This window comes from Streptomyces sp. NBC_01190, assembly GCF_045039895.1.
Classification (GTDB): domain Bacteria; phylum Actinomycetota; class Actinomycetes; order Streptomycetales; family Streptomycetaceae; genus Actinacidiphila.
This window is the reverse complement of the sequence record NZ_CP108580.1, coordinates 1,403,265-1,425,054: the sequence shown is the minus strand read 5'-3', so window position 1 is coordinate 1,425,054 and position 21,790 is coordinate 1,403,265. Positions and strand designations below refer to the sequence as shown.

The window sequence follows — 21,790 nt, the reverse complement described above, 5'->3', positions numbered from 1 at the left end:
GGGCGCCCGCCGCGACCCGGCTCCGCGAGCCCCGTGCGGAGATGGAACCGGCAGAGACTAGCGGCCCATGATGCCGCTCATCCGGCGCATCATCGCCGTGCCGCGGCTGAAGGGGCGCTGCTGCTCGCCGTGCAGGGCGTTGAGGATCACCAGGCCCGCGGTGAGGGCGGGGACCACCCATTGCATGACGCTGAGCTGGCGCTTCGCCTGGTCGGGGTCGCCGGGGGCCTTGGCGGACATCTCGCGCTTCTCGGGGTCGTCGGAGCTGGCGAGGTCCACCTTCTTGCCCAGCACGCGGGTGTAGGCGGTCGCGGCCAGCGCGGCGCCGGTGAGGAGGGTCTTGGCCGCGGTCGAGGCGGTGACCGCCGCCTGGTTCCTGACCCGGTCCTTGTTGGCGTTGAGGAGCCCGGCCCCTCCGACGAGGTGCGCTCCCACCGCGGCGGCACCCAGCGGTGCCCACTTCCCCCAGCCGGTGCTGGCGATCCGCGCGGTGTCCCGGTCGGTGCTCCCCATCTGCCGTGCGGCGCCGTTCACACCGACCGCGCCCATCAGGGCGCCGCCGAACCAGGCGGCCAGGCCGAGGTCATGGACGCTGCGCAGGACAGTGTTTCGCTCAGACATGTCGATCCTCTTCTTGACGTGGGGCAGCCGTGGCGGCGCCGGGCTCTCCGGATCAGTCTTCGCGAGGACGCGGTACCGCGCGAGGCGGGTGGTACGTCCGGGCACCGCCGCGACCGTACCGGCGAGTGCCCCGTCACGGTTCGAGCCGTTCCTCCAGCTGCTCCCGCTCCTTGTCGCTCCACGAGCGGGTGTCCCGCGGCCTGACGTACGGCTCGGCGTCCGCGGGCAGGCCGCCGGCGATCGCGCGCTGGCGGGCCAGTTCCGCGTCGAACTCCAGACCGAACAGGATCGCCAGATTGGTCAGCCAGAGCCACACCAGGAAGACGATGACGCCGGCCAGCGTGCCGTAGGTCCGGTTGTACGAGCCGAAGTTGGCCACGTACAGGGCGAAGCCGGCCGAGACCAGCAGCCAGAGGAAGAGCGCCAGCAGACTGCCGGGAGTGACCCAGCGGAAACCCCGGCCCTTGGCATTGGGGGCCGCCCAGTACAGGATCGCGATCATGATCACCACGATCACCACCAGCACCGGCCACTTGGCGATCGACCACACCTTCAGCCCCGCGTCGCCGACGCCCAGCAGGGTGCCGGCCTGATCGGCGAGCGCGCCGGTGAAGACCACGATCAGGGCGCTCGCGGCGGTGAGCACCATCAGCACGATCGTCAGCAGCAGCCGCAGCGGGGTGACCTTCCACACCGGCCGGCCCTCGGGGATGTCGTAGACCGCGTTCGACGCGCGGATGAACGCCCCCACATAGCCCGAGGACGACCAGACCGCGCCCAGCAGCCCCACCACGGCCAGCACCGAGCCGGTGCCGCCGCTGTTCTGGAGCTGCTGCACCGCGTGGGTGATGATCTCGCGGGCGGACGCCGGGGTGAGCTGGCTGAGGTTGTCCAGGATCTTGTGGGTCGCCGTCTCCCCGGCCGCGCCCAGCAGCGACACCAGCAGCAGCAGGGCCGGGAAGATCGACTGCACGGCGTAGTACGTGAGCGCCGCGGCCCGGTCGCTCAGCTCGTCCTGCTGGAACTCGGACACGCTGCTGCGGATCGCCGCCCACCACCGCCGGCCGCGCAACTGCGTCGGCTGATCGGGCCCGGCCTCCGTCGCCGCCTTGATCGTCTGCCGCCGCGTATGTCCCTCAGATCCCCCACTGCCGATACTCATGCTGCTCGGCTTGCCGCGATCCCGCCAAACGAACCGATCCGCCGCCCCGGGGTTCCGGCCCGATCGTCGCCACTTCCGCGGGGCGCGCCCGGCGAGGGTCCCTTCGGGTGCCGGCGGAGCACGTCCCGCCTGCCACCGAGGACCGGGCCGGCCTCTTCCGGACACTGCTGGACCAGCGGCGGTTACTGGGGGCCCGAGGCGCGGGTCGCGGCGTAATAACTGACCGACCCGAAATCCCCGATCACCAGGTCCGCGGCGATCAGTGCCTGGCGCCAGCCGGCCAGCGGGTCCACCAGCGCCAGGCCCGCGCGCCGGGCCCTGTCCAGCCAGAGCCGCACCTGCCCGGGGCCGTGCCCGGCCCAGATGTTCGGGTGCAGCACGGCCGCGGTCCGGTACTCGTCGATGGGCAGCTCCGACGTCAACCGCCGCAGGATCAGGGGCAGTACGTCGTCAGATCCGCGGTCGCCGAACAACGACGAGGGGTTCCAGGTGGAGTTGAGGAGGATCAGCCGCTGCCGAGCGTGCACACCGAGCCCTGCGGTACCGCTCCCGGTGGCGCCGGGCCGCCAGGATCCGGTCGAACCAGGGGTCACCGCCGAGCACGGCCGTCGGCACCGCCTCGGGACAGGCGACGCCCAACCGCTCGATCTGCTCGGGGTGCGAGAAGACCAGCGCGTCGGCGATCGGCGCGCCGTCGGCCAGTAACCAGCCCGGCGCCAGACCGAAAACGGCCGGCTGCCGGGCCCCGGCGGTCGGCGCCACCGTCTTGTTGTATCCGATTCCGTGCGATATGACGGCCAATGTGCCCTTGATGCCCGGAAGTCCACTGCCCAGGCTGGCTGACAGCGCGAGGTCCACCGGGGTGTTCACGGCCTGGTCCCAGGGAAGCACCGGAACACCCGCCGCGTCGAGCAGTTCGGCCACGCCCGCCTGGAAGGGCGAGGATCCCGTGCAGGCCGCGAGCAGTTGGACGCGCAGGTCGTCCCGGAACAGCGGAAGCACGTCGAGGAGGCGGGTCGCCGCGGTGACGTTGTGCACCACGAGCAGGACACGTCGGCACCGCCACCGAGTACCCACCGGCTCGCGTCCGCGCCCACCGGTACCCGCACCCAGCCGTCGCCTGGCTCCGCCACCCCGCCCACGCCCACCCCCTCCACCACGGTCCGGTGCCGCCGGCTCGACCTATCCGTTGCCGCCGGGAGCCTTCATCGGATCTGGCCGGGGGCCGTTGGGCCGCGCCTCGTTGTCAGTGGTCCTTGCGATGATCGACGGGCACCTCACCACCGTACGACCGCCCAAGTCCGCCGCCCGGAGGCCCCCATGGACGTAGCGCTACGCGAAGTGGAAGACAGCGATCTGCCGGTCTTCTTCGCTCAGATGAACGACCCCGCGGCGATACGGATGGCCGCGTTCACCGCCGAGGACCCGGCGGACCGGGCCCGTTTCGATGCCCATTGGGCGCGGATCAGCCACGATCCGGTGATCATTCAGCGCACCGTGGTCGATGGGAGCGGCCGGATCCTCGGCCATGTGGGCGTCTTCGGGCCGCCCGAGGAGCGTGAGGTCACCTACTGGATCGGCCGTGCGCACTGGGGCCGTGGCGTGGCGACGGCCGCGTTGCGGGAAGTGCTCGCCGTCGAACCGCACCGCCCGCTGCGCGCCCGCGCCGCCGCGGACAACGCGGGCTCCGTCCGCGTCCTGGAGAAATGCGGCTTCGTGGTGACCGGCACCGGGCGGGGTTTCGCGAACGCCCGCGGCGAGGAGATCGACGAGGTGACCCTCCTGCTGCCCCGCTGAGATGCCCGGCCCGGGGCGGTGGTGGCGCGGGGTCGCCCGCCGCCACCGCCCCGGGCCCCGCGACCGTCGTCCGTTGCCGCGGTGCCGCGGTGTTCTTCTGCTCAGCTGGGCCGTACGGGGTCGGTCGGCGGCGGGTTACCAGGTGCCGCTGGCGCCCCCACCGCCGGAGCTGCCGCCGGCGCCCCCGCCGAACCCGTCGGAATCGGCGGCGGCCGGTCCGGCCAGCAGCGCCAGCCCGGCGACCGCGGCGCTCAGCGTGATGGCCGCGGTTCCGGCGAGGCGGAGCAGCCGCCGGCTCAGAGTCCTCTTGCGCATGAATGCACTCCCTCGGCTATGACCGGTGGGTACGCGCCCGCCTTTGACGCCTGCGATGGCGGGCGGCGGGTGCGCACACGGTTCCTTGTGCCGAGGATTCTTCCGCAACCCGACCTTCGTGGGTATCGGGAAACCACGCATCCGCCCCCACGCGATTCCCCGGCCCCAACCGGGCCACCCCGTACGGCCGAGGCACAAGGGGGCACAGCGCGGCCGCCGGCTGCCTCTGGGAAGCGGACGGGGCGGACCTGGCCTGACAAGGGCATCGCCTGGCCGGGGCGCCGCCGATGACACGGATCACACCCGGCCGCGGGATGTCGATAATTTTGGTTGGCATGGCCGGTGTGAAGGGGGGCAGACGGCTGCTCGGAGGTTGATAACTATGGGACCGTTGCTTCTTGTTCTTCTGCTCGCACTCATCCTTTTCGGCGCGGGTTTCGCGCTGAAGATTCTCTGGTGGGTCGCTGTCATCGTTCTGATCGTGTGGGTACTCGGCTTTGTGATGCGGGGCACCCACTCGAGTGGCGGCCGCAACCGCTGGTATCGCTGGTAACACATACGCCCAGCTCAACTGGTGCCCCGCCGGAATCCCCGGCGGGGCACCCCGCATTGCGTCATCGCGTCATCGGGGCCCCGGACAGCGGCACCACGGCGCGGGCCGGAAACGGATAGCGCGCGCCGAGGGGGGTAGACGCGTCAAGGCCGGGATGGCTCCGGAATTGCAGCGGACGTGCAACCTCCAACCGGGGTCATCCCGGCCCCGACCGGTCGCACGGGAATGCGCGGCCGGAAATCCGGCACCCACCCCCTGCTTTCCCGCCCCCTTCAGGCACCAACGCGCGGGTTTCACCGCCGACCGACGGGGCACCGCTCTTCGGCTGGAAGGGCGGCGGTTAGAATCCACTGCCCCTCGGCCAGGGGCGGGCCGCACGGATCGAGGGGACACAACCCATGGCGAAGAGCCGCGCCGAAGCCCGGACCAGACATCCCCGGCACGAGCGCCGCGGCGAGCCCCGGCTGCCCGGCGTCATCGCCACCCTCGTCGCGATCGCCCTCTATCTGGTCCTGCCGCAACAGCTCCTGATCGCGCCGCGCTATGTCCTTCCGGCCCTGGAAGTGCTGCTCCTCATCCCGCTGATCGCGATCAACCCCCGACGGCTGACCCGGCAGACCAGGACCTTCCGGATCCTGTCCCTCACGCTGGTCCTCGTCATCGCGGCCAGCAATCTGATCGCGCTGGGCATCCTCGTCCACGATCTGGTCTCCGCGGGGGTCAAGGACGGGCACTCCCTGCTGGTGGCCGCCCTCCAGGTCTGGCTCACCAACATCATCGTCTTCGGCCTGGCCTACTGGGAGCTCGACCGCGGCGGACCCGTCGCCCGCACCCAGGCGCCCCGCAAGGACCTGCCGCTGGCCGACTTCCGCTTCTCCCAGGACGAGAACGACGGCGCCGTGCAGGAGGTCGCCGACGGGGCCAGCACCACCTCCGACTGGGTACCGACCCTGGTGGACTACCTGTACATCTCGGTGACCAACTCGACCGCCTTCAGCCCGACCGACACCATGCCGCTGTCGTCCCGCGCCAAACTGCTGATGAGCGTGGAGAGCGTCGCCGCCCTGATGACCTCGCTCCTCGTCATCGCCCGCGCGGTGAGCGTCCTCCACTAGCGGCCCCCGTCCCGCCGCCGCCCCGTCCTCACCCGCACCCATACCCGCACGCCGGGCCGGCGAGGTCTGTCCCGGTGACGCGGTGCGCCCCGGCGGCGTGGCTGGTCCGTCCCACCGGACCGGTTTGCCAAGGTGAGCGAGGCCTCTTCGGGGGCAGGCCCCAGAGGACCCGCAAAGGACTCCAAGGACTCCAAGGACCCCGACGGGCGACCGACAGAGATGAGGCGACGGTGCAGATCGGCTACAAGCTGGCCACCGAGGGATTCGGGCCGCAGGAACTCGTACGGCAGGCGGTGCTCGCCGAGCAGGCGGGGTTCGACTTCGTCGAGATCAGCGACCACTACCACCCCTGGCTGGACAACCAGGGTCACTCGCCCTTCACCTGGACCGTACTCGGCGCGATCGCGGCGAAGACCGAACGCATCGCGCTGGCCACCGGTGTGACCTGCCCCACCGTCCGGTATCACCCGGCGATCATCGCCCAGGCCGCCGCGACCCTCGCGCTCCTGTCCGACGGCCGCTTCACCCTCGGCGTCGGCGCCGGGGAGCGGCTCAACGAACACGTCGTCGGCCGCGGCTTCCCCAACTCCGTACCCGAGCGGCACGCCCTGCTGCGGGAGGCCCTGGAGATCATCCGGCTGCTGTGGCGCGGCGGATACCAGTCGTACGAGGGCCGGCATCTGCGCCTGGACGACGCCCGGGTCTTCGACCTGCCGCCGGAGCCGCCGGCGATCGCGGTGGCCACCAGCGGTCCCGCCTCGGCCCGGGTCGCCGCCGAACTCGGGGACGCTCTCTTCGCGATCGAGCCGAAGAAGGGCATCGTGGACGCCTACCACTCGGCCGGCGGCAGCGGACCGCGCTACGCCGAGGTGCCGATGGCCTGGGCCGAGGACGAACACACCGCCGCGCACGCGGCATGGGAGACCTCCCGATGGCTGGTCACCGGCTGGAAGGTGATGAGCGAACTGCCGAACCCGGCCAACTTCGAAGCCGCCGCCACCGCCATCCGCGAGGAGGACGTGCTGGCCCACTTCGCCTGCGGCAACGACCCGGCGCGCTACGCCGAAGTCGCCCAGCCCTACGTGGACGCCGGATTCGACCGGCTGGTGATGCAGAACGCGGGACCCGACCCAGACGGTTTCATGGACTTCTACCGCAGGGAGCTGGACGGGACGATCCGCGCGCTCACCCCGTCCGGCTGAGCCACCGGGTCGGCGGGTCAGCCGGTCGCCACCTCGGCCCAGACGGTCTTGCCGCGGCCGTTGGGCGAACTCCCGAAGGCCGAGGCGAGCGCTTCGACGATGATCAGCCCGCGCCCGTGCTCCGCCTGCCCCGCCTCCTCGTCGGAGGTCATCATGAACGACGGGACCGGCGCCCAGGCGCTGGAGTCGACCATCTCCACCGTGATGTGGTCGGTGAACTCACGAAGCCGCAGTTCGACGTCGCTGTCGGCGTGGACCAGGGCATTGGTCGCTAGCTCCGAGACGATGAGCTCCAGCGGACTGGCGACCTCGCCCCGATCCCAGCTCGTCAGTTGCGCCCGCACGAAGCGACGGGCCGTCGCCACGCCCTGGAGATCGCGGCGCTGGATCCGCATCCGGCCGAGCCGCCGGGACGCGCTGAGCCGCGCTCCCTCGTAGCGGGCCAGCAGCAGCACGGCGTCGTCGGTCCGCGCGGCGCCGGGAAGGGCCGCGACGAGCTGGTCCGCCTTCTCCTCCAGATTGCGCGGCGCGTTCTGGCCGAGCGAGGAGAGCTGCTCCTCCGCGTAGGCGACCGCGTCGAAGAGACCGCCGCCGGCGAGGCCGTTGGTGTAAAGGAGCAGCAGCGAGCCGGGCAGGAGGTCGCTCTCGAAGTCCTGGTAAGGGCGGCTGGACTGAACCCCCAGCGGCACGCCGGGCTGCGCGTCAAGGGGTTCGGTGCGTCCGTCAGGTCCCCGCCGCACCGGCGGCGGATGCCCGGCCAGGCAGCAGGTCACGGTGCCCGCGGTGCCGTCGAGGAAGACGACACAGCAGGTCGCGAGGAGTTCGGTGTCGAGTTCGGTGAGCAGCTTGCTCGCCCGCTCCATGATCGCCCGCGGCCGGTGCCCTTCACTGGCGTAGGCGAGGACCGAGGCGCGCACCTGCCCCATGACGACCGAGCTCTCGACGCTGTGCCCCTCCACATCGCCGACGATCAGGGCGATCCGGTCCTCGGCGAGTTTGACGACGTCGTACCAGTCGCCGCCCGCGCTCGCCGTCGACGCGGCCGGCAGGTACCTGGCCGTCACGACCGCTTCCGGCAGATCCGACAAGGTGCTGGGGAGCAGGCGCTTCTGGAGGCTGCCGGCGAGCGAGCTCTCGTTCTCCCGCTGGGAGACCCGCTCCAGGGCCGCGCCGATCCTGGCCGCCATCATCATCATGACCGACCGTTCCCGCGCGGGGAGTTCGCGCGACCGGCGGAAACCGAGGCCGCAGACACCGATGTTCTCCCGGTCCCCCTTGAGCGGAAGGTACGCCCACGACGCCCACTCGTCGTCGGGCAGATCCGGGTACCTGGCCCGCTTCTCGGCCCGGTCGCGAAGGAACGTCGGCTGTCCGCGCAACGCGTCCGCCGTCGGATTGGACTCGTTCAGACCGGAGCCCTGGAGCTTGCCCACGGTGGCGGCCGGCGGCCCGCTGTGGCCGACGACCCAGAGCCGGCCGTCGCCCTTCGTGGTGAGGGTCATCTCCTGGGCGTCGAAGGGCACCATGAGGTGCGTCCGCGCGGCCTCGGCGACCTCCTCCCGGGTCAGCGCGCGGCTCAGCGACCGATCGAGCCGTCTGATCTGGTACATCAGACTGAGTCCCGCGGAACCGGCCACGTCCGGCAGACCCCAGCCCATGTCCGCCGAGACGCGGGACTCCTGATCGGCCCCGGCCAGCAGGACGACGGCGGGCCGCGGCGGCGGCGTCAACGAGGCGCCCTGCTGGGCCAGCGGCGCCAGGTCGGTGGCGAGCCGGCGGGCCCGGCCGCCGAGCCAGGTCCGCTGCGCGGTCCGCGCGTCCTCGGCGACCGGCACGGTGACGACGGTCAGCACACCCATCCGCCGGTCGCCGTCGGTGATCGGGGCCGAGGAGACGGCGTAGGCGCCGAGCAGCGCGACCAGGTCGTCCTCGTTCCGGTCGAGCCGCGGTCCGTCGGCCACCACCGTCCGCTCCGTCTGGAACGCCTTCGCCGAGGTGTAGGAGTAGTCGAGCGGGATCCGCTCCGGCACGGAAAGCAGCGCGGGGGAGGCGCCGCCCAGCATGACGGCGCCGAGTGCCGCACCGCCCTCCTCGGCGAAGTAGACGGCACAGACCACGGCCTCCAGCCGCTCGACGGTCTCCCGAAGCACCTGGTGGAGGAGCCCCTGGAGCGCCGTGGCGCCGTTGTGGCGGGCGAATCCGGGGCTCTCGATCCAGGATCCGTCCTCTCCGGCCTCGCTCATCGTGTCGCCGCCCCTTTCCTCAGGACGCGGGGGCGGCACCGCGCGGGCGCCGCTCGACGGTCTGATCGGCCCAGATGACCTTCCCGGTGGCCGTGGACCGGGTCCCCCAGCGCCGGCTGAGCTGCGCCACCAGCAGCAGCCCGCGGCCGCCCTCGTCGTAGGCGCGGGCACGGCGCAGGCGCGGGAAGGTGTCGCTGCCGTCCGACACCTCGCATATCAGGGTGGTGTCCTCCAGGATCAGTCGCAGTTGGATCGGGCCCGAGGCATGGCGGATGCCGTTGGTGACCAGTTCGCTGACGACGATCTCGGTGGTGAAGACCGCCTCCTCCAGGCCCCATTCGGCCAGCTTGTGGGCGGCGTGCTCACGCGCGGTGGCCACCGCCTCCGGATCCGAGGGCAGCTCCCAGGTGGCGGTGTTGGCCGGGCCGAGCACCCGGGTGCGGGCCACCAGCAGGGCCACGTCGTCGGCCGGCGGCTCGCTGCGCAGCAGCCGGGTCAGCACGCGGTCGCAGGTCTCCTCGAGCGAGGACGAGGGCGCGGCGAGCCGCTGCTGCAACTCCGTGAGGCCCTCGTCGATGTCCCGCTCACGGGATTCGATGAGGCCGTCGGTGTAGAGCGCGAGCAGGCTGCCCTCGGGCAGTTGCACTTCCACCTTCTCGAACGGCAGGCCGCCGAGGCCCAGCGGCGGTCCCGCGGGTACCTCGATGACGTCGACGCTGCCGTCCGGCAGCACCAGGGCGGGCGGCGGATGGCCCGCGCGGGCCAGCGCGCACCAGCGGGTGACCGGGTCGTACACCGCGTAGAGACAGGTCGCGCCCGCGTCATTGTCCGACGGCTGCCCCTCCGCGGGGGCGAAGGGCCGGTCGATCAGGCCGTCGAGCTGGGTGAGCAACTCGTCCGGCGGCATCTCGATGTCGGCCAGGGTCCGCACCGCGGTCCGCAGCCGGCCCATGGTCGCCGACGCGTGGATGCCGTGACCGACGACGTCCCCGACCACCAGCGCGACCCGCGCGCCGGAGAGCGGGATCACATCGAACCAGTCCCCGCCCACACCGCCCCGCACATCCGACGGCAGATAGCGGCTCGCCACCTCGACGGCCGCCTGCGGGGGCACGTCGTGCGGGAGCAGGCTGTGCTGGAGGGTGAGGGCCGTGACGCGCTGGCGGGCGTAGCGCTGCGCGTTGTCCAGGCAGACCGCGCCCCGCGCGGTGATCTCCTCGGCGAGCAGCAGGTCGTCGCTGTCGAAGTCGTCCGGCCGCTGGTGGCGGTAGAAGCAGACCACCCCGAAGGTGCTGCCCCTGGCGCGCAGCGGCACCACCATGCCGGAGTGGAAGCCGAAGAGCTTCCCCCGGCTGGAGCGCTCGGCGTGCAGCCCCGCCCACTGGTCGACCCTGGGGTCCCCGACGATCGTGGTGATGAACGACCTACCGGTGGCCAGCGCGTTGGCGTTCGGCGAGTGCTCGTCGTATGTCTCGGTGTCCCCGGGCTTCAGCACCGACTCGGGGGTGCCTTCCAGGACGGAACTCTCGGCGAGGCGGCGCAGCACGGCCGGGCCCTCCGGCTCGCGGAACGGCTCCTCGTCGGCGAGCACCGAGTCGAGCAGGTCGACGGTCACGAAGTCGGCGAGTTCCGGCACCACGACCCGGGCCAGCTCCCGCGCGGTGGTGCGGGTGTCGAGGGTGCTGCCGATGGTGGCGCTGGCCCGGTTCAGCAGGTCGAGACGCCGCCGCGCGGCGAGCTCGCGCGAGGTCTCGATGCCCAGCGTGTACACACCCCGTACCTCCCCCGCGGGATCCTTCAGCGGTGTGTTGTGGATCGCCCATGAGCGGGTGCGAAGGCCCCGCTCCTGCTTGGCCTCGTAGACGCTCGCCTCGCCGGTGCGCAGGGCCCCGAGGATGGACTCCAGGAACTCGTCCGTACTCCCTTCCGGCCGGTCCTCCAGCACCGTCCTGCCGAGCAGCCGGTCGGCCGGGATGTCCCACAGCCGGCGCGCGTAGTCGTTCAGATGCAGATAGCGGGCGTCCGTGTCGAAGATCGCGCCGATGACGGGCACCTGGTCGAGCGCCCACGACTTCAGCGTCTCCTCCATGTCCCGCTCGACGGGCAGCCCGGTGGCCACCACGAGCCGAAGCGGTGTCCCGTCGGCGCCCGCGCGGACGCTGCACAAGAGCTCCACCGTGACGGGGTGGCCGGCCCGGTGGCGCATCACCACGTCAATGGCGCCACCGATCCCCGCCAGCAGCCGGTCCCATACGTCGGGCGGCACATCGGGGTCGAGCAGCGTGCCCAGCGGCCGGCCGACGATGTCCGTGCGCGGATATCCCAGCAGCCGGGCGGCGCCCGGGGTCCACTCCAGCACGATCCCCCGCGCGTCCACGATGGCGGCCGCGAGGTGCCTGGCACCCCGCAGTACCGCCTGACGGTCGGTCTCGACGTCACGTGGATCCATCGTTGCTCTCTTCGCACAGGGGAAGATGGCGGGCAGGGGTTGACTCGGTTCCCGATCGGGAGGACATACAGGACGCTTTCCCTATCAAGTGTACGGATCGGTCTGATAGTGCACATCGGCTCATTCGGGACCAACGCCCGGTGTGATCCGCCGCTGCCGGGCCCCCGCGAACCGATCGCGCGGACACCCCGTGCCGTTCCTGGGTGTGACCCGATCGCCGGTCGCTCTCGGTAAGGGGTCATCGCCTTGTGTGGTCACCGGCGCCGATCCCGTCGCCCCGCTTCCGGTAAACCTTGACGTCGGGGCGGGGTCGAGCAGGATGAGCACATGCCCCTTGACGTCACGAAGATCCGCAGCGAATTTCCCGCCCTCGCCGAGGGAGCGGCCCACTTCGACGGGCCCGGGGGCTCGCAGGTCCCGCTGCCGGTGGCGCGGGCGGTGGCGGACACCCTGTGCGGCGGCATCTCCAACCGCGGCTCGGTCACCGCCGCCGAACGGCGGGCCGGGTCGGTGGTGACCGAAGCCCGCTCGGCCGTCGCGGATCTGCTGGACTGCCGGCCGGAGGGCGTGATCTTCGCCCGGTCGATGACCCAGGCGACCTACGACATGGCCCGGGCGCTGGCCAAGGAGTGGGGCGAGGGGGACGAGGTGGTCGTGACCAGGCTCGACCACGACGCCAACATCCGCCCCTGGGTGACCGCCGCCGAGGCCGCCGGCGCGACGGTCCGCTGGGTGGACTTCGATCCGGCCACCGGCCTGCTCCCGGTCGACGCCGTCCGGGCCGCGCTGTCCCCCAGGACCCGGCTGGTGGCCGTGACGGCCGCCTCCAATCTGCTCGGCACCCGGCCGGACGTCCCGGCAATCACCGAGGCCGCCCACGCCGCCGGCGCGCTGGTCTACGTGGACGGGGTTCATCTGACCCCGCACGCCACGGTCTCCGTCGCCGACCTCGGCGCCGACTTCTACGCCTGCTCGCCCTACAAGTTCTTCGGGCCGCACCACGGCGTGCTGTCCGCCGCCCCCGAACTGCTCGACACGGTGCACCCGGACAAGCTGCTGCCCGCCGCCGATCTCGTACCGGAGCGATTCGAGCTCGGCACCCTGCCCTACGAGACGCTGGCCGGGACGACGGCCGCCGTCGACTTCATCGCCGCACTGGGCGAATCGGGCCAGGGCGGACCGCAGCCGGGCGGATCGGGCGACCGGTCCCGGCGGAGCCGGCTGGTGGCCTCGATGCGGCAGGTGGAGGCATACGAAGAGGAACTCTTCGCCCGACTCGTCGACGGCCTGGCGGCGATCTCCGGAGTGACCCGCTACGGCTCCCCGGAGCGCCCCACCCCCACCGCGCTCTTCTCCGTCGCGGGCCACTCGCCGCAGGAGGTCTATGAGCGCCTGGGCGCCGCGGGGGTGAACGCCCCGGCGGGCAGCTTCTACGCCATCGAGGCGGCCCGCCATCTCGGACTCGGCGCCACGGGCGCGGTACGGGCCGGGATCTCCCCGTACAACACCCCCGAGGACGTCGACCGGCTGCTCGCCGGCGTCAGCGAGCTGGCCCGGTAGGCGCCGCCCGCTCCCGCCTGCGGCCCGCCTGCCGCCCGCCCCCGCGCGCCGCCCGCCACCAGCAGCTCGGCAGGCCGACCCGCCACCCGCCGCCCGGGTCACGTCCGCCCCGGCCACCGCGGCCCGGCGTGGCCCGCCGCCCGGCGTTCAGCGGTCCTTGGAGAGGGCCAGCAGCTCCGCGAAGAGCCCGTTTCCCTGGACCAGCTCCTCGAAGGTGCCCTGCTCGGTGATCCGGCCGTGGTCCATCACCACGATCCGGTCGGCGATCTTGGTGTTCTCCAGTTGGTGGGTGACCACCAGGGTGATCCGGTCGGCCGCGATCGCCTTGAGCCCCTCGAAGATCCGATGCTCGCCGCGCGGGTCCATCTGCGACGTCGGCTCGTCCAGGATGAGCAGGTCGGGCCGCCGGTAGAGGGCCCGGGAGCAGACCAGACGCTGCCACTGTCCGCCGGAGAGCTCGGAGCCGCCGAACAGCTCGCGGGCCAGCAGGGTGTCGAGCCGCTGCGGCAACTCCGCTATCGCCTCCCGCATCCCGACCGCGTCGATCGCCTCCCACACCGGACCGTCGTCGTGACTGCGGGGCTGGCCGAGCGTGACGTTCTCCCGGGCGCGCAGCGGCCACTGGGCGAAGATCTGCGGGACCAGGCCGCAGCGGCCCCACACACTGTGCGGGTCGGTGTCGGCCAGATCGACGCCGTCCCAGGTGACGCTGCCCTTGTCGGCGAGGTAGATCCCGGTGATCAGCCGGCTGAGGGTGGACTTGCCCGAGCCGTTCTCGCCGACGATGGCGATGATCTCCCCGCGGCGCAGGGTGAGGGAGAGATGGTCGACGGCCGGGTGCTCCTTGCCCGGGTACTGATAGACCACGTCCGCCAGCCGGATCTCCTCAACCTGGCGGGTGAGGGTGCGCGGGCCGCGGCGGGGAGCGCGTGCGGCGGCCATGTCGAGGAAGGAGCGCATGTCGGCGAGGTAGAGGCTGCTGTGGAACATCTCCGCCCCGCTCATGACGAGTTGGGAGAGCGCGGCCAGCGCCGTCTGCACCGCGACGACGGCGGTGGCGACCACGTCGAGCCCCACCCGGCCGCTGCCGGCGAGCCAGGCGAGCGTGCCCCAGGTGCAGAGCAGGAAGAACCCGCTCAGGGCCGCGGCGGCCAGCGTGATGCGGAGCCGCTGCGGGGCGGTGGCCAGGGTGCGCCGGTCGATCCGGATCGACAGCGCCCGGTACCAGTACTGCAAGTACCCGGTCATGCCGTTGGCACGGACCTCGTCGCCGTACTTCGAGGTGGTGGCCCACCAGCGCATCATCGACCGGACGTTGCGGTCGCCGACATTGGCGTAGTGCGTCGCGTAATCCACCCGGGCGGCGAGTACCGCGCCCACCCCGGCCGGCAGGACGGCGAGCAGCAGCAGGGGGAGCATCAGCGGGCTGAGGACGGTCAGCACACCGCCCGCCGCCACCATGCGGACCAGGGCGGCGGTGAAGGTCCTGGCGTCCTGGACCGTCATCTGGGTCCGCACGACGCCCATCTCGGCGGCTTCCTGCCGGTCGGCGAAGCCGTCCTCGTCATAGGCGGCGGCCTCCACCTGGCAGACGGCGTCGACCAGCGCCGCGTCGGCCTCGGTGGTCAGGCCCGGGGTGATCCGCTCGTCGGCGTAGCCGGCCACCGACGTCGAGACCCGTACCGCGGCCGCCGCGAGGGCGACCACCACGAGGGCCGGCAGGGCCGCGTGCAGCCGGTCGGCGGCCGGCGCCGCGCCCACCAGCGGTCGCATCGCCCGTGCGGTGGCGGTCAGCAGCACGGCGGAGGCGATTCCGGTGAGGATCTGGCAGGAGAGCAGCAACAGCACCGCGCGGCGGTCGATCGTCCACGCCATCCGGGCGGTCTGCCCCAGCACCGAGGGCAGCCGGGCACAGAGGGCGCCGAAGGAGACGCCGCCGAGTGGGTTCTTGCCCCAGTGTCCGTGGAAGGTGATCTCGGCGGGCGGCGGAGGCGGCGGGGCCGTCGGGCTGTCGATCGCCGGCTGCGCGGTCACCACTCCTCCTTCGGTACGGCGGGTTTCCGGGATGCCCGGGAACCGCGGGCTGTGAGCTTCCGGACAGCGGGCATCCGAGCGGCGGAATCGAACGCTTCCGGACAGGTGAGGGGTGGGTGCGCGTACGGCAAGGCTTCTCCCAAGCTGAGCAGGTCGGACTGACGCTCGGACAACGGGGTGGCTCGACGTGCCGTTACGACCCCTCCGCCCGATTAACTCGAACGTGTCTTCGGATCTCTCAGCCGACATCGCTGTCGCGTTCCGGACGGCCCGCCCCCGTGCGGCGTTCGATTCTGTCGATGGACGCCGCGGTCTCCGCCGGAGGCGCTGCCGAGCGGGCGGCCGGTGGAGTGGCCGCGTCCGCCGAGGGCGGCAATCGCCGAAAGGCCGGCGGCGGCGACGTGAGTGGGGCGACGTCCGTCGGCGGCGCCCGACCGCTCGTCCGGCGCGGGGCGCGGCGTCACGGTCCATGGGACAAGGCTTTCCGCCGCGCCGTGCCGGGCAACGTGAGGACGCGGTCGCACTGGGGTCACGGCGGGCGGCTCCGCGCGCCGCCGCGCTCCCTCGGTCCCGGCCCCGCGCGCACCCCGCGCCCGCGCGCACCCCGCGCCCCGCAAGGGGGATCCGCACCCCTCCCCGCCGCGCGCCCGCGCCGGCCCCGCGCCCGGCGACCCGCACCCGCCCGCCCGCAGGGCCCCCGCCACCACGTGCCCCCCGGGCTCAGTGGGCCGGAAGGATGCGGCCGGTCACCTCGCCGAAGCCGATCCGGGAGCCGGCCGGTCCCGGCGCGGTGGCCGTGATCGTCACCTCGTCGCCGTCCGCCAGGAAACCGCGGCGGGTGCCGTCCGGCAGCTCCAGCGGCCGCTCGCCGTTCCAGGTGAGTTCGATGAGGGCGCCGCGGGTCAGTGGATCCGGGCCGCTGACCGTCCCCGAGGCGAAGAGATCGCCGGTGCGCAGGCTCGCGCCGTTGACCGTCAGATGGGCCAGCATCTGGGCGTAGGTCCAGTACATGGCGGCGAACGGCGGGCGCGCCACGACATGCCCGTTGAGGCGGACCTCAAGATCGATGGCGAGGCCGTACGGGGGCCGTGCGGCGCGGTCGTCGAGATAGGGGAGCGGTTCGGTGTCCCGCACCGGGGGAGCGACGCGGGCGGCGGCGAGGGCGTCGAGCGGGACGACCCACGGGGAGACGGACGTGGCGAAGGACTTGCCGAGGAAGGGGCCCAACGGCACGTACTCCCACGCCTGGATGTCCCGCGCCGACCAGTCGTTGACCAGGCACACCCCGAAGACATGGGCGTCGGCATCGGCCGCCGCGACCCTGGAGCCCTGCGGGGACGGGGTCCCGACCACGAAACCCACCTCCGCCTCGATGTCCAGCCGCGAGGACGGGCCGAAGCCGGGCGCCGGGTCGGCCGGGGCTTTGCGCTGGCCGCACGGGCGGACCACCGGCGTGCCCGAGACGACCACGGTGCCCGCTCTGCCGTGGTAGCCGATCGGCAGATGCTTCCAGTTGGGGGTGAGCGGGTCGCCGCCGGGGCGGAAGATCCGGCCGATGTTCGCGGCGTGATGCTCCGAGGCGTAGAAGTCGACGTAGTCGGCGACCTCGAACGGCAGGTACAGGGACACCTCCGCCCGGGGGACCAGACAGGGTTCGACCGCGCCCTGGTGCGCCGCCTCGGTCAGCCACGCGGTGAGCGCCGCGCGGGCCCGGGTCCATTCGGGTCGTCCGGCGGCGAGCAGCGGATTCAGCGAAGGGGCGCTGAGCAGCGCGGTCAGTCCGGCGGACGCGCCGGTGGCCCGCGCGGCGGCCCCGGCGTCCAGCACGTACTCCCCGTAGGCGACACCGAGCCGCCGCCGGGGGTCGGCCGCCGTGCTGAAGACGCCGTACGGCAGGTTGTGCGCCCCGAAGAGCGCGTCGGACGGGACGGCGAGCGGGCTCGTGGAGCGCAACGGACCTCCAGGATCATGGAAACGCCCCGAGGGTACCGCCGGGGGAGCGGGCGGCCGGGTTTGGAGCTGCCGTCCGTCCAAACGTAAAGTTCGGCCCAAAGGCCCGGGTGGACCCTGGCATACCGGGCGAAAACAGGGAGAGCAGCGGCGGGATGACGGCGACAACGCAGGACCTTCACGACCTCGGTCCGGATGAGGGCACCGGCGGCGACCGGCCGGACCTCGGGCGCGACGACCGCCTCGACGCTCCCGACGCCATCGACGCCCCTGAGTCCCTTCGGGGCCCCGCCGCCGGCTCCGGCGCCGACCCCGCCGCGTACGCCGATCGCGCCACCTACCCCGGCGTCGACCCGGCCCGGATGCGGATCTGCCTCGCCGTCCTCGCCGAGCTGGAGGACCTGCCCGTCGACCACCCCGACGCGATAGCGGTACGGCGCGCCACCGCCGGCATCTACCGCTCGGTGAAGCAGCGCCGCCGCCAGGAGCGCCGGGCCGCCAAGACCGCCAACGACAAGGCGGTCACCGAGGCCACCGCCACCGGCGCCGCCGACCGGATCGACGACGAGACGCTCGGCATCCAGCTCGCGCCGTCCGTCTCCACCGAGATCGCCGGCATCCTCGAACGCCCCCGCTCCTGTTACGTCTGCAAGACCCGCTACGTCGAGGTGGACGCCTTCTACCACCAGCTCTGCCCGACCTGCGCGGCCGAGAACCGGGCCCGCCGCGACGCCCGCACCGACCTCACCGGCCGGCGCGCGCTGCTCACCGGCGGCCGGGCCAAGATCGGCATGTACATCGCGCTGCGACTGCTGCGGGACGGTGCCCACACCACCATCACCACCCGTTTCCCCAACGACGCGATACGCCGGTTCACCTCGATGCCGGACAGCGGCCAGTGGATCCACCGGCTGAAGATCGTCGGCACGGACCTGCGCGACCCCGCGCAGGTCGTCGCGCTCGCCGACTCGGTGGCCGCGGCCGGCCCGCTGGACATCCTGATCAACAACGCCGCCCAGACCGTACGCCGTTCTCCGCAGGCCTACAGCGAACTCGTCACCGCGGAATCGGCCCCGCTGCCCGCCGGTGAGCTGCCCGCCACCGAGGTCTTCGGCGCCTTCGGCTCCGGCGCCAGGACCGCCGCCGCGCTGCCCTCGCCCCGCCGGGAGATGCTCACCGCCCAGGACATCACCGAACTGGCCCTGATCAGCGGCTCCGCCACACCGGCCCGGATCGAGGCCGGGACGGCGATCGACGCGGGCGGACTCGTACCCGACCTGGACCCCAGCAACACCTGGGTGCAGACCGTCGGCGAGGTGGACCCGGTCGAGCTCCTGGAGGTGCAGCTCTGCAATGTGACCGCCCCCTTCGTACTGATCAGCAGGCTGCGCCCGGCGATGGCCGCGGCGGCGGCCCGGCGCAAGTACGTGGTCAACGTCTCGGCGATGGAGGGCCAGTTCAGCCGCGGCTACAAGGGCCCGGGGCATCCGCACACCAACATGGCCAAGGCCTCGCTGAACATGCTGACCCGTACCAGCGCCCAGGAGATGCTGGAGACCGACGGCATCCTGATGACCGCGGTGGACACCGGCTGGATCACCGACGAGCGCCCGCACCCGGACAAGGTGCGGCTCGCCGCGGAAGGCTTCCACGCCCCGCTCGACCTGGTGGACGGGGCCGCCCGCGTCTACGATCCGGTGGTCCGCGGTGAGCTGGGCGAGGACCTCTACGGCTGCTTCCTGAAGGACTACCGGCCCTCGGCCTGGTGAACCGGCCGGGCCCGTAGAGGCGCTGGGCGGCCGGACCCGCGGGAACTCGCGGTGAGGCGCGGGAACTCGCGGTAGGGCGCGGGAACTCGCGAGAATTCGGTGGCAACCCGGGAGGGCCCACCGGGAGTATGACCGGGTGAACCAGGAGTACGGCCTGAGGCCGCCCGGGTTCTTCAGGCCGCCCGTCACGGGGGTGCGGGCGGCCTGGCCCTCCTCGGCGGACGCGCACGCGGCGGCCGCGGCGCCTACGGTGAAGGCATGTCCCTCATCGTGATCGAGCGCCGCACCGACCTGCCGCCCGCCGAGGCATGGCGGCGGCTCACCACGTGGGAACGCCACAGCGCCGGTGTGCCGTTCACCCGGATCCGGGTGGACACACCGCCGCCCCAGGGGCTCGGCACGCGGTTCACGGCGCGGACCCGGGTGGGGCCGATCAGGTTCGACGACCCGATGCGGGTCACCGTGTGGACACCGCCGAAGGGGCCGGAAGCGTCGCACCGCCCGGAAGGGCCGGCCGGCGGGGCGGGCGCCGGGTACTGCCGGCTGGAGAAGACCGGGCGGTACGTCACCGGCTGGGCCGAGATCGAGGTGGCGGCGGAAGGCACCGGCTCGTGGGTCCGCTGGCGGGAGGAACTGCGGGTGTCACGGCTGCCGCGCGCGCTCGACGGCTTGACCGCGGTCACCGGGAAGCTGGTCTTCGGCCGCGCGGTCGACACCCTGCTGGCCGACTGAGACCCCCGCCCCGGCCGACCTGAGACCCTCGCCTCGGCGGACCGAGGCACCCGCTCCGCTCGACCGAGGCACCCGCCCCGCGACCGGTCCGCCGGGGAACCGGCGATCTGGGCCGCCCACCCGCCCGCCGCCGCGCCCGCGCGTCAGCCGGAAACGCTCGGCCGGCCCGTCTCCAGGTGCCCGGTGAACCGCTGGCTCCACGTCGCGTCGGCGCTCGACGTCACCGTGAAGTCGTACCAGCCGTCGCTGTAGGCGACCGCGTTGAAGTAGTCATCGGCGCTCGCGCCGGGCCGCACGGTGTAGGTCCAGGGACCGTCCGAGCGGTAGTTGGCCGAGGTGATGGTGAAAGTGGCGGCCGAGGTACCGGAGTTGAGGAGCCTGAACCAGAGGGCGAGCTTGCCGGTGTCCGGCGCGGCGGCGTAGGAGGTGGTGACGGTGAGGTTCTTGCCCGGCTTGGTGGCGTCGCCGCGAAAGCGCCGCAGGAAGCGGTTGGGGCCGATCACCGAGAGGTCGTAGGGGCCGCCGCCGAAGCCGGTGCCGCAGTTGAAGAAGTCGCTCACGCTGCCGCCCGCGTCCACCGTGTACTGCCAGGGGCCGCCGCCGCGGTAGGCGTTGGCGTACGCGGCGAAGTGGGTCGCCTGGCCGGCCGGGGCGCCCTGGTCGGCCATGGTGATCCAGGCGGAGATCTGGCCGAGCGAGCCGAAGGTGAAGGGCGTCAGATACGCGTTCGGCTGGTACGGCAGCGCGCGGGCCGGCCGGGTGCCGGACTCCTGTTGCGGCAGCGCGTTGTTGACCGGCGCGGGGTTGGGCAGCGGCGCGCAGGTGGCCTCACCGATCACCGCGGTGGTGTCGGGCAGCGCCGGCAGCCCGTACACCGGGTGGGCGAAGTCGAAGAGCCCGGTCAGGTCGCCGCACACCCTGCGGCGCCAGGCGGAGATGTTCTGGCAGCCGGCGGGGCGGCCGATGGCCGAGGTCCAGCGTTCGAGGAAGCGCAGCACCGACGTGTGGTCGTGCACCTGCGAGTTGACCCAGCCGCCGCGCGTCCACGGCGAGACGGCGATCATCGGCACCCGTATCCCGAGGCCGATGTTGGTACCGCCGTAGAACTCGCCGTCGGTCCCGGCCGGCGCCGCGGGCGGCGGCACATGGTCGAAGAAGCCGTCGTTCTCGTCGTAGTTGAGGAAGAGCACGGTGGAGTCGAAGACATCGGGGTCGGCGTTGAGCGCGTCGATCACCAGGTGCACGAAGTGGGCGCCGTCGGCCGGTGTGGCGTAGGGGTGTTCCGAGGAGCCCTCGTCGGCGACCACCCACGACACCTGCGGCAGGGTGCCCGCGACGACGTCCGCGCGGATCGCCGCCGCGATGTCGTCCGGGGTGCGGCCGGTCACCTTCGGCACCGAGCCCATGCCCTTCACCGCCAGCGGACTGCCGGCCGGTGCGTTCGCGAACTGGTCGAAGTAGGCGAGCGCGTTGTCACCGAAGTTGTCGGCCGCGTTCTGGTAGACCCGCCAGCTCACCCCGGCCGCCTCCAGCGCCTCGGCGTACGTCTGCCAGCGCAGCCCCGACTCGTCGCCGCCGTTGTAGGCCGGGCCGCCCGCCGTGCCGCCGGGGTCGATGGTGCCGCTCCAGTGGTAGGTGCGGTTGGGGCCGGTGGCGCTGAGGATCGAGGAGAAGTAGGCGTCGCACACCGTCCAGTTGTCGGCGAGCGCGTAGTGGAAGGGGAGGTCGGCGCGGGTGAGGTGGCCGAGGGTGCGGACGTTGCCCTTGGCGAGCACCCAGGAGTCCATCTTGCCGCCGTTCCACGCCGTGTGCTGGTCGAGCCAGCTGTGCGCGAGGTCGCCGTTGCACTGCGCCAGTCGCTCCGGGTCGGCGCCGCCGGCCGGGTGGGTGGCGCTGAACTGCCACGGATACTGGCGGCCGGTGATGGTGGACTGGTTGAACACGCTGTAGCCGCCCGCTACTTGGATCGCGCTGCGGTCGGCGAAGCCCTGGACGCCCTTGAGCGTGCCGAAGTAGTGGTCGAAGCTGCGGTTCTCCTGCATGAGGATCACCACGTGCCGGACGTCGGCGATGGTGCCGGTGGCGGCACTCCTGGCGCCCGCGCTGCCCGTCGCCACCGCCTGTGCGGCCGGGGTCGCGCCCGGCAGTGATTCGAGCCCTATAGCGGCGCCGGCCGCGACGGCCGATCCGAGGAAGGTACGGCGGGTGACGGGTGCCATGGGTGAACTCCAGTCGCTGACGGCGGGGTTGCTGCTTCCGTGGGCGCCGAGGGTCGGGCCCACGGGTCG

15 protein-coding genes and 1 pseudogene are annotated in these 21,790 nt (G+C 72.5%); 7 read left to right on the top strand and 9 right to left on the bottom strand.

The genetic code is table 11. The annotated features are described in order from the left end of the window. Positions 1 to 57: 57 nt before the first annotated feature. The 3 genes and pseudogenes from OG519_RS06005 to OG519_RS05995 all read right to left on the bottom strand — a co-directional run. A complete protein-coding gene (locus OG519_RS06005) occupies positions 58 to 621 on the bottom strand; it encodes a hypothetical protein (RefSeq protein WP_405579605.1) in 564 nt (187 codons plus the stop codon). A 133-nt stretch (positions 622 to 754) separates the two neighbouring features. After that, positions 755 to 1,783: a YihY/virulence factor BrkB family protein gene (locus OG519_RS06000; protein WP_405579602.1), complete on the bottom strand. Its 1,029-nt coding sequence runs from the start codon at positions 1,781 to 1,783 to the stop codon at positions 755 to 757. Between the two features lie 206 nt (positions 1,784 to 1,989). After that, positions 1,990 to 2,916, bottom strand: a pseudogene (locus OG519_RS05995) (hypothetical protein); the annotation flags it as partial. Positions 2,917 to 3,103: 187 nt separating this feature from the next. Between OG519_RS05995 and OG519_RS05990 the strand changes: the two are divergent. Further along, positions 3,104 to 3,580, top strand: a complete 477-nt coding sequence (locus tag OG519_RS05990) for a GNAT family N-acetyltransferase (RefSeq protein ID WP_405579599.1) — start codon at positions 3,104 to 3,106, stop codon at positions 3,578 to 3,580. Positions 3,581 to 3,715: 135 nt separating this feature from the next. Here the strand turns inward: OG519_RS05990 and OG519_RS05985 are convergent, their stop codons facing one another. Continuing rightward, positions 3,716 to 3,895: a hypothetical protein gene (locus OG519_RS05985; RefSeq protein WP_405579596.1), complete on the bottom strand. Its 180-nt coding sequence runs from the start codon at positions 3,893 to 3,895 to the stop codon at positions 3,716 to 3,718. Positions 3,896 to 4,277: 382 nt separating this feature from the next. On the opposite strand from OG519_RS05985, the gene OG519_RS05980 reads away from it, so the two are divergent. From OG519_RS05980 to OG519_RS05970, 3 genes are all read left to right on the top strand, one after another. Further along, positions 4,278 to 4,448 carry a hydrophobic protein gene (locus tag OG519_RS05980; RefSeq protein WP_093735357.1) on the top strand — a complete coding sequence of 57 codons (171 nt, stop codon included), beginning with the start codon at positions 4,278 to 4,280 and terminating at the stop codon, positions 4,446 to 4,448. Positions 4,449 to 4,846: 398 nt separating this feature from the next. After that, positions 4,847 to 5,563, top strand: coding sequence for a hypothetical protein (locus tag OG519_RS05975; RefSeq protein WP_405579592.1), 717 nt, complete (start codon positions 4,847 to 4,849; stop codon positions 5,561 to 5,563). 230 nt (positions 5,564 to 5,793) lie between these two features. After that, a complete protein-coding gene (locus tag OG519_RS05970) occupies positions 5,794 to 6,765 on the top strand; it encodes a TIGR03557 family F420-dependent LLM class oxidoreductase (protein ID WP_405579589.1) in 972 nt (323 codons plus the stop codon). A 17-nt stretch (positions 6,766 to 6,782) separates the two neighbouring features. On the opposite strand, the gene OG519_RS05965 is transcribed toward OG519_RS05970, so the two are convergent. Further along, a complete protein-coding gene (locus OG519_RS05965) occupies positions 6,783 to 9,008 on the bottom strand; it encodes a SpoIIE family protein phosphatase (RefSeq protein WP_405579586.1) in 2,226 nt (741 codons plus the stop codon). 19 nt (positions 9,009 to 9,027) lie between these two features. Then, positions 9,028 to 11,457, bottom strand: coding sequence for a SpoIIE family protein phosphatase (locus tag OG519_RS05960; RefSeq protein WP_405579584.1), 2,430 nt, complete (start codon positions 11,455 to 11,457; stop codon positions 9,028 to 9,030). Between the two features lie 327 nt (positions 11,458 to 11,784). On the opposite strand from OG519_RS05960, the gene OG519_RS05955 reads away from it, so the two are divergent. Then, positions 11,785 to 13,017: a cysteine desulfurase-like protein gene (locus OG519_RS05955; RefSeq protein WP_405579582.1), complete on the top strand. Its 1,233-nt coding sequence runs from the start codon at positions 11,785 to 11,787 to the stop codon at positions 13,015 to 13,017. Positions 13,018 to 13,164: 147 nt separating this feature from the next. On the opposite strand, the gene OG519_RS05950 is transcribed toward OG519_RS05955, so the two are convergent. Together OG519_RS05950 and fahA are read right to left on the bottom strand one after the other, a co-directional pair. Further along, complete coding sequence (locus OG519_RS05950) at positions 13,165 to 15,051, bottom strand: ATP-binding cassette domain-containing protein (RefSeq protein ID WP_405579579.1); 1,887 nt, start codon at positions 15,049 to 15,051, stop codon at positions 13,165 to 13,167. 720 nt (positions 15,052 to 15,771) lie between these two features. Next, positions 15,772 to 17,004, bottom strand: a complete 1,233-nt coding sequence (fahA, locus tag OG519_RS05945; RefSeq protein ID WP_405579577.1) for a fumarylacetoacetase — start codon at positions 17,002 to 17,004, stop codon at positions 15,772 to 15,774. A gap of 359 nt (positions 17,005 to 17,363) precedes the next feature. Between fahA and OG519_RS05940 the strand changes: the two genes are divergently transcribed. Beyond that, positions 17,364 to 18,770 carry an SDR family NAD(P)-dependent oxidoreductase gene (locus OG519_RS05940; protein WP_405592494.1) on the top strand — a complete coding sequence of 469 codons (1,407 nt, stop codon included), beginning with the start codon at positions 17,364 to 17,366 and terminating at the stop codon, positions 18,768 to 18,770. A 258-nt stretch (positions 18,771 to 19,028) separates the two neighbouring features. Next, positions 19,029 to 19,502 carry an SRPBCC family protein gene (locus OG519_RS05935; RefSeq protein WP_405579574.1) on the top strand — a complete coding sequence of 158 codons (474 nt, stop codon included), beginning with the start codon at positions 19,029 to 19,031 and terminating at the stop codon, positions 19,500 to 19,502. Positions 19,503 to 19,645: 143 nt separating this feature from the next. On the opposite strand, the gene OG519_RS05930 is transcribed toward OG519_RS05935, so the two are convergent. Continuing rightward, complete coding sequence (locus OG519_RS05930; protein ID WP_405579572.1) at positions 19,646 to 21,721, bottom strand: phosphocholine-specific phospholipase C; 2,076 nt, start codon at positions 21,719 to 21,721, stop codon at positions 19,646 to 19,648. Between the last annotated feature and the right edge of the window lie 69 nt (positions 21,722 to 21,790).